The 10,473-nt window shown below is 69.8% G+C and carries 10 protein-coding genes; all 10 read right to left on the reverse strand.

What is annotated here, in order from left to right; translation table 11 throughout:
• Window positions 1-14: 14 nt before the first annotated feature.
• The gene (locus J3476_RS14515) at window positions 15-668 is read right to left on the reverse strand and encodes an NUDIX hydrolase (protein WP_207067132.1); all 654 of its coding nucleotides are present in this window, start codon (window positions 666-668) and stop codon (window positions 15-17) included.
• Window positions 661-2,412: a CTP synthase gene (locus tag J3476_RS14520; protein ID WP_207067133.1), complete on the reverse strand. Its 1,752-nt coding sequence runs from the start codon at window positions 2,410-2,412 to the stop codon at window positions 661-663. Before J3476_RS14520 ends, J3476_RS14515 begins: the two co-directional genes overlap by 8 nt.
• A gap of 141 nt (window positions 2,413-2,553) precedes the next feature.
• Window positions 2,554-3,492 carry a copper transporter gene (locus tag J3476_RS14525; RefSeq protein ID WP_207067134.1) on the reverse strand — a complete coding sequence of 313 codons (939 nt, stop codon included), beginning with the start codon at window positions 3,490-3,492 and terminating at the stop codon, window positions 2,554-2,556.
• A 9-nt stretch (window positions 3,493-3,501) separates the two neighbouring features.
• Window positions 3,502-4,686, reverse strand: a complete 1,185-nt coding sequence (steA, locus tag J3476_RS14530; RefSeq protein ID WP_207067135.1) for a putative cytokinetic ring protein SteA — start codon at window positions 4,684-4,686, stop codon at window positions 3,502-3,504.
• Window positions 4,687-4,778: 92 nt separating this feature from the next.
• Window positions 4,779-6,566 (reverse strand): DNA repair protein RecN, encoded by a 1,788-nt coding sequence (gene recN / locus J3476_RS14535; RefSeq protein WP_207067149.1) that lies wholly within the window; start codon window positions 6,564-6,566, stop codon window positions 4,779-4,781.
• Window positions 6,566-7,498, reverse strand: a complete 933-nt coding sequence (locus J3476_RS14540) for an NAD kinase (RefSeq protein WP_207067136.1) — start codon at window positions 7,496-7,498, stop codon at window positions 6,566-6,568. Before J3476_RS14540 ends, recN begins: the two co-directional genes overlap by 1 nt.
• The gene (locus J3476_RS14545) at window positions 7,495-8,298 is read right to left on the reverse strand and encodes a TlyA family RNA methyltransferase (RefSeq protein ID WP_207067137.1); all 804 of its coding nucleotides are present in this window, start codon (window positions 8,296-8,298) and stop codon (window positions 7,495-7,497) included. The genes J3476_RS14540 and J3476_RS14545 overlap by 4 nt, the downstream gene beginning before the upstream one ends.
• A gap of 5 nt (window positions 8,299-8,303) precedes the next feature.
• Window positions 8,304-8,471 carry a hypothetical protein gene (locus tag J3476_RS14550; RefSeq protein ID WP_286183054.1) on the reverse strand — a complete coding sequence of 56 codons (168 nt, stop codon included), beginning with the start codon at window positions 8,469-8,471 and terminating at the stop codon, window positions 8,304-8,306.
• A gap of 13 nt (window positions 8,472-8,484) precedes the next feature.
• Window positions 8,485-9,507, reverse strand: a complete 1,023-nt coding sequence (locus J3476_RS14555) for an HAD-IIA family hydrolase (protein WP_207067138.1) — start codon at window positions 9,505-9,507, stop codon at window positions 8,485-8,487.
• Complete coding sequence (locus J3476_RS14560; RefSeq protein WP_207067139.1) at window positions 9,508-10,329, reverse strand: tetratricopeptide repeat protein; 822 nt, start codon at window positions 10,327-10,329, stop codon at window positions 9,508-9,510.
• Window positions 10,330-10,473 lie beyond the last annotated feature (144 nt).

Raw genomic sequence — 10,473 nt, forward strand, 5'->3', positions numbered from 1 at the left:
CAGCGAGGCGTCGCTCACCGATGCCCCATCCGGGTCGAGAACGCCGTCGGCCGGTCGGTCCACGGGGCGTCCACCGGGCGCAGCGACGTCACGTCGGGCATCACCTGTGCGGCCAGGATGCCGGCCACCGAGATGGCGTTGACGATCTCGCCGGAGAACACCATCTGCACCGCTTCCGACAGCGGGACCCTGCGCACGACGAGGTCGGCTTCCTCGTCGTGGGCCTGCGGCCGGTCGACCTCGCTCAGGCCGGTGGCCAGGAAGACCCGAACACTCTCGTCGCAGAACCCCGGTGCGGAGTCGAGGTCGACGAGGGTGTGCCACTGCTCGGCGGCCAGGCCGACCTCCTCGGCCAGCTCGCGTGCCGCGGTCTGATGTGGCGGCTCGCCGCTGAAGTCGAGCAGCCCCGCGGGCAACTCCCACAACCTGCGGCCGAACGGGTGGCGGTACTGATGGATCAGCACGACGCTGCCGTCGTCGAGGGCGAGGACGGCGACCGCGCCGAAGTGCTCGACGACCTCCCGGCGGGCGGTGCCGCCGCCGGGCATCCGGACCTCGTCGGCGCGCAACGCGAAGATCTTGCCCACGTACAGGGTTTCCGATGCGGCCGTGGAGAACTCGTGGGCGCCGGGCTCGCGAGCCGAGCCCGGCGGGTTCTCCTCAGCCACGGGTCGGCGCGTCCTCGAGAGCGTGCTCGGCGCCGTTGGAGCCGTGGGCGGGCATCTCCGGCATCTCCACAGGCAGACGTTCTTCGTTCTTGTAGTCCACCGCCGCGCCGATGAACGCGACGAACAGCGGGTGCGGGCGGGTGGGCCGGCTCTTGAGCTCCGGGTGGGCCTGGGTGCCCACCAGGAACGGGTTCACCTCCGGCGGGTATTCGACGAACTCGACGAGGTGACCGTCGGGCGACGTGCCGGAGAAGCGCAGCCCGCTCTCGGCGATCTTCTCGCGGTAGAGGTTGTTGACCTCATAGCGGTGACGGTGCCGTTCGGACACTTCGGTCGCGTCGTAGGCCTTGGCGACCACCGAGCCCTCGTCCAGCATGGCCGGGTAGGCACCCAGGCGCATGGTGCCACCCAGGTCGGCTTCACCGGCCACGGCGTCGCGCTGGTCGGCCATCGTCGAGATCACCGGGTCCGGCGTGGCGGGGTCGAACTCCGCCGAGTTGGCTTCGGTCAGACCCACCGAGCGGGCGGCTTCGATCACGATGCACTGCAGCCCCAGGCACAGGCCGAGGACGGGCAGCTTGCGACGGCGGGCGTACCGGATCGCGCCGATCTTGCCCTCGATGCCGCGAATGCCGAAACCGCCGGGAATCAGTACCCCGTCGACGTCGGCCAGTGCCGCCGCCGCCCCGGCGTCGGTCTCGCAGTCATCAGAGGCCACCCAGCGCATCTCCACCCGCGCGTGGTGGGCGAACCCGCCGGCGCGCAGCGCCTCGGCCACCGACAGGTAGGCGTCGGACAGGTCGATGTACTTGCCGACCAGAGCCACCCGCACCGTTTCGCGAGGCTCGTGCACCCGGCGCAGCAGGTCGTTCCACTGCGTCCAGTCGACGTCGCGGAACGGCAGGTTGAGCCGTCGCACCACGTAGGCGTCGAGCTCTTCTCGGTGCAGCACCTTGGGGATGTCGTAGATCGACGGCGCGTCCGGGGTGGAGATACATCCGTCCACATCGACGTCGCACATCAGTGCGATCTTGTTCTTCAGCGGTTCGGGGACGTCACGGTCACAGCGCAGGATCAGCGCATCCGGAGTGATACCGATGCTGCGCAGCGCGGCCACCGAATGCTGCGTCGGCTTGGTCTTCAGCTCGCCGGACGGCGCCATGTAGGGCACCAGCGAGCAGTGCAGGAAAAAGCAGTTCTCCCGCCCCACCTCGTGGCGCACCTGGCGGGCCGCCTCCAGGAACGGCAGCGACTCGATGTCACCGACGGTGCCACCGATCTCGGTGATCACCACGTCCGGGCGGTTGCCGTCGCTGTCGGCCTCGGCCATGGCCAGCACGCGTTCCTTGATCGCGTCGGTGATGTGCGGGATGACCTGCACGGTGTCGCCGAGGTACTCGCCGCGGCGCTCCTTGGCGATGACCGACGAATACACCTGCCCGGTGGTCACATTGGCCGAGCCCGACAGGTTGCGGTCCAGAAAACGCTCGTAGTGACCGACATCGAGGTCGGTTTCGGCGCCGTCCTCGGTGACGAACACCTCACCATGCTGGAACGGGTTCATGGTGCCGGGGTCGACGTTGAGGTAGGGATCGAGCTTCTGCATCGTCACCTGCAGGCCGCGCGCGGTGAGCAGCTGACCGAGGCTGGAAGCGGTCAGACCCTTGCCCAGCGAGGAGACCACGCCACCGGTGACGAAGAGATGCTTTGTCGCGGTTTGCGGGTGCTTGCGTAGCGCGGGCAAGTGCGACCTCCGTGACGACGGGCAGGGCTTACTGGGGTTGGGCTTCCGTCGAGATCAAGCCCGGTTGGGGCCTGCCGACCCACGGAACCCCACCCTAACACCGACCGCGACACCGCGTTGTTGACACGCGGGCGAGCACGCTCAGCGGGGCACCGTGACGGCTTCGGCGCCCGGGCCGATGCCGAACTGGCCGGGTTCGCGACCATTGATCAGAGCGCTCAGGGCGAGCACGGAGGTGATGCGGCCCGCGCTGCTGCCGACGTCGTCGACGGTGCTGACGGTGCTGGTCAGAGCCTCATCCGAGCGGGTCACCGCGATGGCGGAGGTGCCCGAGGCCGAACCGTCCCGGCCGGCCAGCACGGTGCCGGACCCATGTTGGGCCAGGCCGCCGGAGAATCGGGCCACGGTGGCACCCTGATTGCCCGCGTCCTCGCCGAGGGCGCCGCCGGTGACGACCAACGCGGTGTCGGCCGCGCCGACCCGCTCGGGGCCGTAGCTGATGAAGCCGGTGTCGCGCAGCGCGGCGAGCACGGTGTCCCGTTGGGTGTCCTCGACCGGCGGGGCGTCAGGACCCGCGGTCAGCAGGGCGATGCCCAGCAGATCCCCGGCTTGGGAGCCCTGGTCGACCGTCGCGGAGTTCAGTTGCGCGCCGGCCGGCACGATCGGCGAATTGACCACCGACAGCAGCTTCTCCGCGGAGTTGGCGTCGACGAACTCCTGGGTCAGTCCGATCGTGCCCGTCACCCGGCCGCCGGCGTCGGTGACCAGACGTGACACCGCGTCGACGTCGTCGTCTGCGGCGTCGGGGGTGCGGAAGACCACCACCGATTTGTCCGCCAGCGCACCACTGACGATGCGCGGAGCCATCTGCGCATCGAAATCGTTGGCTGCACTGAGCTTTTCGGTGAGCGCGTTGCGCTCGTCGGTGAGCGTGTCGATCTGGTTCTGCATCTCGTTCTTGTCGTCGCGCAGTCCCGAGAGCACGGTGTTCGACAGCAGCCCCGACCCCAGCGCGACCCCGATGGCCAGCGCCAGGAACACCGCGGCCAGGGAGATGGCATGCGAACGCAACGAGATCACGGTGGACTCCTAGGCGACCAGGCTCTGCACCCAGAGGGTGAGGCGGTTCCAGTACTCGGCGACCCACTCCAGCACCGCGGCGTCGGCGCGAGACACCCACAGCGCGGCGATCACGGCCACCAGCATCGCCAGCACCAGCAGAGCGATCGCGCCGCCCGACACCCGGCTGCGATACAGCGTGGCAACGGCTTTGGCGTCGACCAGTTTCTCGCCGACCTTGAGCCGGGTCAGGAAGGTCGACGGGTTGCTCTGCTGGCGGGTGCGGTCGAAGAACTCCTCGATCGAGGCGGTGTGTCCGACGGTGACGATCAGCGCGGCGCCGTGGTGATCGCACAGCAACAGGGCCAGGTCGGCAGCGGAACCGGCCGCCGGGAACGTCATCGCGCCCACTCCGAGGTCCTGGATGCGCTCCAGGCCGGCGGCGTGGCCGTCGGCGTCGGCGGGCAGGATCACCTGGGCGCCGCAGCGCAGCACCTCGGCGCTGATGGTGTCGGGATCACCCACGATCAGCGCGGGCCGGTAACCGGCTTTGCGGAGCGTGTCGGCACCGCCGCCGACGCCGACCAGCACCGGCTGGTACTCCTTGATGAACGGCTTGAGCGCTTTGAGATCGGCAGCGGCACAGGGCTCCTCGGCTACCACCACGACGTGCCGGTGGGTCAGGTCGACGTCGATATCGGGAATGCCGATGCCGTCGATCAGCAGCGGGCTCTCGCTGCGGATGAACTCGATGGTGTTGCCCGCGAAAGCTTCCAGGTGGGCGACCAGGCCTCCCTTGGCTTCCTGCATCAGCTCGTGGATATCAGCGTCGGTGCGTTCGGTGCCCAGGACCAGGCGGCGGTCACCGGAATACAGCCCGCCTTCGTTGATCCGGATCCGGGCGCCGTCTTTGATCTTCTTGAAGACGTCGTCGCCGGTCTCGTCGACCAGGGTGATGCCGTTGGCGACCAGGACCTCGGGGCCGAGGTTGGGGTAGCGGCCGGTGATCGAGGACGACGCGTTGACCACGGCGGCCACGTTCGCCTCGACGAGCGCGTCGGCGGTGACGCGATCGAGGTCCTGCGCGTCCATCACGGCGATGTCACCGGGGCTGAGGCGGCGCAACAGTTTGTCGATGTCGCGGTCAACGCGGGCGGTGCCCGTGATACCCGGGCGTGAGCTGGCATTACGGGACAGCAACGCTGACATCTTCATGCGGCGATTCTGGCCAGTGACAGCCGGGATGCGTCGGAGGCGCGCCGTAACAGCAGCCTCAGAAGTTTATTCTTTTCACACCAGTCACACGGTCAGGCGGGTTGCTCCCGGTCCGCACGTGCCGCGTCGAGCAGGTCCCGCGCATGTGCGCGGCCGCTGTCGGACTCCCCGAGTCCGGCCAGCATGCGGGCCAGCTCGGCGACGCGGTCCTCGTCGTCGAGGCGTCTCACACCGCTGGACTTTGCGCGGCCGCCGCGACTGCCACCTGTGCCGTCGAGACCGGCATCCACCACCAGATGGATGTCGGCGTAGGCGGCGACCTGCGGAAGATGCGTCACCACGATGACCTGATGAGTGCGCGCCAGCCGCGCCAACCGGCGACCGATCTGCACGGCGGCACGCCCTCCCACCCCGGCGTCGACCTCGTCGAACACCATGGTCGTGCCCTCGGTGGACGCCGCCAGCACCACTTCCAGCGCCAACATCACCCGCGACAGTTCGCCGCCCGAGGCGCTCTTGTTCAGCGGCAGCAGGTCCGAGCCCCGGTGGGCGGCGAAGCCGAAGTCCACCGCGTCCACCCCGTCGCGTCCGGCGTGCACCGACTCCCCCGACGCCAGCGCCAGCGGGGCGCTGTCCTCAGCGCGGGCGAGCAGCGGTGTGACCGCGATGCTGAACTGCGCGCCGGCCATCGCCAACCCGGCCAGCTCTTCGGTCACCGCTTTGGCCAGTCCTTTCGCGGCCTTGACCCGCACCTTGGTCAGGCTCTGCGCCGCTGTGGCCACCTCGCTCTGCAAGGCGTCGACGCGGCGGGCCAGCTCGGCCAGGGCGTCTTCGGACACATCGAGCTGGGCAAGCCGATCACGGGACTCCTGCGCCCAGGCGAGCACGCCGTCGATGTCGGCGGCGTACTTCTTGGTCAACGTGCGCAGTTCAGCCTGGCGGGCCAGCTTGGTCTCCAGCGCGCTCGCATCCGAGGGCAGTTCACTCAGGTAGCGCCCCAGTTCCGCGGATACGTCGACCAGGACCGTCAACGATGCATTGAGTTGCTCGGCCAGCCCTTTGAGCTCGGCATCGTTGCTCGTCTCCAGCGCCGAGCGGGCCTGCCCGACCGCGCCGGCAGCCGAGAAGCTCTCCACCGCATCGTCACCGTCGCCGGCCAACGCGGCCCGCGCGGTCTGCACCGCGTCGCGCACCGCGTCCAGTTCGGAGAGCCGGCGAATGTCGGCGACCAGCGCGTCGTCCTCTCCCGGTTGGGGGGCCACCGCGTCGATCTCGTCGAGCGCGAAGTGCAGACGGTCGGCCTCCTGGGCCAGTTCCCGAGCACGCCGGCGCCGGTCCTCGAGGTCGCGGCGCGCGGCCAGCCAGTCGTCGCGCAGTCGGCGGTACCGAGCCAGCTGCGTGGTCACATCGGCGAAACGGTCCAGCGCGGCGCGTTGCTGGTCGGGCCGCATCAACCGCAGCTGGTCATTCTGTCCGTGCAGGGTCAGCAGCTCGTTGGTGAATCCGCTCAACGACTTCGCCGGGACGCTGCGGCCTCCGAGGTAGGCGCGGGAGGGCCCGTCCCGGTTGACCGATCTCGCAGCGATGACGCTGCCGTCGTCGTCGCGGTCGGCGCCCGAGGAGTCGAGGATCTCTTCCACCCGCGCGGTCACCCCCGCACCGAGTTCGGCTGTGGTGAAACGGCCTTCGACGACGGCACGGTCTGATCCCGACCGGACCTTCGTCGCGTCGGCGCGGGATCCGCCGAGCAGGTGCAGCCCGGTGACGACCATGGTCTTGCCTGCGCCGGTCTCGCCGGTGAGCACGGTCAGCCCACCGTCGAATTCGGCGGTCGCGGCGCTGATGGCGCCCAGCGACTCGATGCGGATCTCGGATAGCACTACTGCCCGCGCCACCCCGTGACCGGCAACCGGAACTTGCGCACCAGGCGATCGGTGAACGGCGCGCTGTCCAGGCGGATCCACTTCAACGGTGTGGCGCACCGGGTCACTTCCAGCCGTCCGCCGGCGGGAACCACCATCTCGCGGCGGCCGTCGCAGAACACCAATGCCGCGTGGCCACCGGCCTCGATCTCGATCGCGATGGTCGCATCCGGGCTGGTCACCATCGGGCGTGCGAACAACGCGTGGGCGTTGTTGGGCACCACGAGAATCGCCTCCAGGTCGGGCCAGAGCACCGGACCACCCGCCGAGAACGCATAGGCCGTCGACCCTGTCGGCGTCGACACCAGCACGCCGTCGCAGCCGAACGTCGACACGGGTCGGCCGTCGACCTCCACGACGACGCCGAGCACCCCCAGACGCGGGCCCTTCTCCAGGCTGGCCTCGTTGAGCGCCCAGCCGTGGTCGAGCACCTCCCCGCCGGCACGTACGACGATGTCCAAGGTCATGCGCTCTTCGATGCGGTAGTCACGGTTGATGACGTGATCCAGAACCGTGTCGATCGCCTCGGCCTCGGCTTCGGCCAGGAACCCGATCCGGCCCAGATTCACGCCCAGGACGGGGATTTCCACGTTGCGGGCGAGTTCAGCGGCACGCAGGAACGTGCCGTCGCCGCCGAGTACCAGCACCAGCTCGCACCCTTCGGCAGCTCGCTCTTCGGCGTCGACGACCTCGATGTCGATGCCGAGCGCACGCATGTCGTCGGGGGCCAGATGCACCGGGCCGCGGTCGACCGCCTCGGCCGAGAGCACCCGCAGAGATATCCCGTTGTCGCCCAGCACCTTTTCGACGCGGCGGGCCACCTCGGTGGCATCCTCGCGGCCGGTGTGCACGACCAGCAGAATGGTGCGGGGTGTGTCGGGTCCGGTCACTGCGGCCCCTCGTCGACGGCGCGGCGCACCGCAGCCTCCACGTCATCGTCGTGCTGCTCGGCGTCCCTGCGCAACCGCAGGAAGTACTCCACGTTGCCGGCAGGCCCCGGCAGCGGGCTGGCCGCCACGGCCACGGCGGACCAGCCCAGTTCAGCGGCGCGCCGGCCCACCGAGACTACGGCGTCGACGCGCAGCGCCGGGTCGGAGACGACGCCACCGGGCCCGACACGGTCCCTGCCGACCTCGAACTGAGGTTTCACCATGGGAACGATATCGGCCGACGGATCGGCGCACGCGGTCAGTGCGGGGAGCACGGTGGCCAGCGCGATGAAGGACAGGTCCGCGACGACGAGATCGACCGGGCCGCCGATGGCCGAGGCGGCCAGTTCACGGACGTTGGTGCGTTCCATGACGGTCACCCTCGGGTCGGTGCGCAGCGCCCAGGCCAGCTGGCCGTAACCGACGTCGACGGCGACGACCTCGCGGGCGCCCCGATCCAGCAACACCTCGGTGAAACCGCCGGTGGAGGCTCCGGCATCCAGACAGCGGCGCCCCCCTACCTCGATCGAGAAGGACTCCAAGGCGCCGATCAACTTGTGCGCACCCCGGGACACCCAGCTGCGCTCGTCGGAACCTTCGACCGTCAGATTCGCACTGAGCGGGATCGCCGTCGCCGCCTTGGCGGCGCGCATCCCATCGATGCTGACCCGGCCGGCACCGATCAGTTCGGCGGCCTGCTGACGCGACCGGGCCAGTCCGCGTCGCACCAGTTCGGCGTCCACCCGAGCGCGCCGCGTCACGCGGATCAGCCCTTCTCGACCGATTCCAGCGCGCGCACCAGCAGGTCGTGCGCCTGTTCCAGGCGCACGGCGAGGGAATCCAGCTCGGCGGCCGGATCGGAGGCAGCCGGGTCAGTCGACTCACCCAGCAGTTCGGCGACCTGGGCGCGGATCTGGTCGGGATCGTTGGTCATCTCAGGGTTCACGCTAGTCGATCGTGGGCGGGGCCAGCGACCACCGCTGCACGGCCTGTCGGGCGGTTTCGTCGGCGCCGGAGATCGAAGCGCGGCGATCGCCCCGGTCGTCCTCGGCCGCCCACACCGCGGCGGCGACGGCACGCACCACCGACAGGCTGTCCCCGGGGTCCTCCCCGGTGGCATGAACCGTGACCGTCGAGCCGTCGAGCTCGACCCGCCACGCGGGGTGCGCCGACACCCGCAACGTATCGGCGTCGGTGGGCAGCGCGCGCAGATCTTCGCCGAGGTAGTCGGGCCGCTCGTGCGGAACAGCCCAGATCACGTCGGCGGCGGTGTTGACTCCACACAGCACCATGAGGCTGGGGAGCTCTGCGGCATTGGCGCCGGCGATGTCGGTGTCGAGGCGGTCACCGATCACCAACGGCGACTGGAAGTTCCCGCGGGCCAACGCATCTGCCATCAGCACCGGCGACGGTTTGCCGGCCACCTGGGGTTCTGCGTCGGTGGCGGTGCGCAGCGCGGCGACCATCGATCCGTTGCCGGGCAGCAGCCCCCGCTCCGAGGGCAGGGTCTTGTCGACATTGGCGGCCACCCACAACGCCCCCGCTCGGATGGCCAGTGCCGCCTCGGCCAGCTGGGCCCAACCGGTCTCCGTCGAGTGACCCTGCACCACCGCGACGGGTTCGTCGGCGAACTGACGCACGGGGGTCAGTCCGACGCCGCTGACCTCGCCGGCCAGCGCGTCGGTGCCGACGACCAGAACCCGGTCGTTCGGAGCCAGCTGATCGGCGAGCAGCCTGGCCGCGCTCTGGGCGCTGGTCACGACATCTTCTGAGCGGGCGGTGAACCCCAGCTCGTTGAGATGCTCGGCTACCTGGGCCGCGTCCCGTGAGGCGTTGTTCGTGACGAACAGGATCCGAGAGTCCAGACCGGCCAGCGTTTCCACTGCCCCCGGGGTCGGCTGATGGCCGCGAAACGCGGTGCCGTCGAGGTCGAGCAGCAGGCAATCATGCTGCTGGGCAAGGATGCTCACTCAGGACAGCTCCGTGATGCGCTCTTCGGCATCCGTGGCGCCCTCGAGGTCGGCAGCCGCCGCGTGCAGGAACCACTGAAGCGCCTCCTCGGACCTGCCCAGAGTCAGGAGCGTGTCGGCGTAGGCGTAGAACAGCCGAGCCGCCGTCTGACCGCTGCGCGACGGATCGAGTTGCGGCGTGGACAACACCGCCAGCGCCTGCTCGTGCTGGCCCAGATCCGAACGGGCACCGGCCACGACGATGCGTAGCTCGTCGGCGTCGTCACCGGTGAGCTGGGCGGCGTCGTCGCTGCGGGCGAGTTCGATGGCACGCTCCGGGCGGCCCACCCCGCGCTCGCAGTCGGCGATGAGGGCCAACAGCGGTGAGCGACTGCCCATGCGACGTGCCGCCCGCAGCTCGGCCAGCGCCTGTGACCAGTCGCCGCACTGATAGGCGGCGATGCCCACCGCCTCCCGGACAGCGGCGATACGCGTCGAACGGGCCCGAGCCGCCCGTGCGTGCGCCAGCGCGGCTTCGGGGTCTTCGTCGAGCAACTCGCCCGCCGCCACCAGGTGCCGAGCGACGAAGTCGGCGGTGCTGCGGTCCAATGTCGTCAGTTCGCGGCGCACCTCCGGCGCGAGCTGCCTGGCCTCGATCTCGGCCGGGATCGGCGGTGCGCCGCCGCCGGATTGCGCGTCGTGCTGGGGCTGCGCGGGGCGGGCCCGCTGCGGACCGGAATGCCGCGGCGCCGGGCGCTGATCGCGACGGGGCCGCGGCCGGCCGCCGTCGGACCCGCGGTGCGGTCTGCGGTCGCTGCGGCCGCCCTGGTTGTCATTGGGCACGAGAAAAGGATACGGGCTCGGCGGATGGGCTCACAATTGAGGAATTGTGCGACGCAATTTCGATGGTAATGAGAAGCGGAAAAGGAAATTGCGGGCTGAATGTATTGCTGCCACATCCGCTCATGATGCACGAATGCCGGTGCC

The sequence above is a fragment of the Mycobacterium sp. PO1 genome (genome assembly GCF_017312405.1).
Taxonomy (GTDB): Bacteria; Actinomycetota; Actinomycetes; order Mycobacteriales; family Mycobacteriaceae; genus Mycobacterium.